The following is a 1,053-nucleotide window of genomic DNA, read 5'->3' on the forward strand; positions in this document are numbered from 1 at the left end:
AATAAGCATGGCATCTCCATAGGAGTAAAACTTGTATTCATGCTTAATGGCCTCTTCATAAGCCTGCATCACAAAATCTCTTCCTGCAAAGGCTGCAATCATCATAATTAGAGTGGATTTGGGCGTATGAAAATTAGTAATCATCGCGTTAGCGATACCAAAATCATAAGGAGGATAGATAAATTTATTGGTCCAGCCTTCATAAGCACTGAGTCTTCTATTGGTAGAAACAGATGTTTCAATCGCCCTCATCGTAGTGGTTCCCACAGCACATACCCTGCGATTTGCCTCTATTGCCTCGTTAATAATATCAGCACTGTTCTGCGATATAATGGCTTGTTCACATTCCATTTTATGTTTAGAAAGGTCTTCCACCTCAATAGGATTAAAAGTTCCTAGCCCCACATGTAGGGTTACATTCGCAAAATTAATCCCTTTAATTTCCATTCTCTTCATTAAATGCTTGGAAAAGTGAAGTCCCGCTGTAGGCGCCGCTACGGCACCTTCAATTTCTGCATATATGGTCTGATAACGCTCTGCATCTTCAGGCTCTACTTCTCTTTTAATATATTTTGGAAGAGGTGTTTCGCCTAGTTCTGTGAGCTTGGCTCTAAACTCTTCATAACTACCATCGAATAAAAAACGAAGCGTTCTTCCTCTGGATGTAGTATTGTCTATTACCTCCGCTACTAAACTTTCGTCTTCGGTAAAAAACAATTTGTTGCCAATTCTTATTTTTCTCGCCGGATCCACTAAAACATCCCATACACGAGCTTCTTTATCCAATTCACGTAGCAAAAACACCTCTATTTTAGCACCTGTTTTTTCTTTATTTCCATAAAGACGAGCTGGAAAAACTTTAGTATTGTTAAAGATAAATAAATCGTCTTCATTAAAATAATCGATTACATCTTTAAAGAGCTTATGTTCGATGGTTTGTGTTTTACGGTCTAACACCATCAATTTGGCCTCATCTCTGTTTTCACATGGATGCTCTGCTAAAAGATGATCGGGAAGGTTAAAATTAAAATCAGAAGTTTTCATTGTTATAAA

At 37.7% G+C, this 1,053-nt stretch carries 1 protein-coding gene; it reads right to left on the bottom strand.

The genetic code is table 11. From position 1 onward, the window contains the following. Positions 1 to 1,044, bottom strand: a 1,044-nt coding sequence (gene queA / locus GNY06_RS00400; protein WP_166518318.1) for a tRNA preQ1(34) S-adenosylmethionine ribosyltransferase-isomerase QueA, incomplete at its 3' end; no start/stop codon positions are given. Positions 1,045 to 1,053: the final 9 nt, after the last annotated feature.

The organism is Elizabethkingia argenteiflava (assembly GCF_009904105.1).
GTDB classification, from domain to species: Bacteria; Bacteroidota; Bacteroidia; order Flavobacteriales; family Weeksellaceae; genus Elizabethkingia; species Elizabethkingia argenteiflava.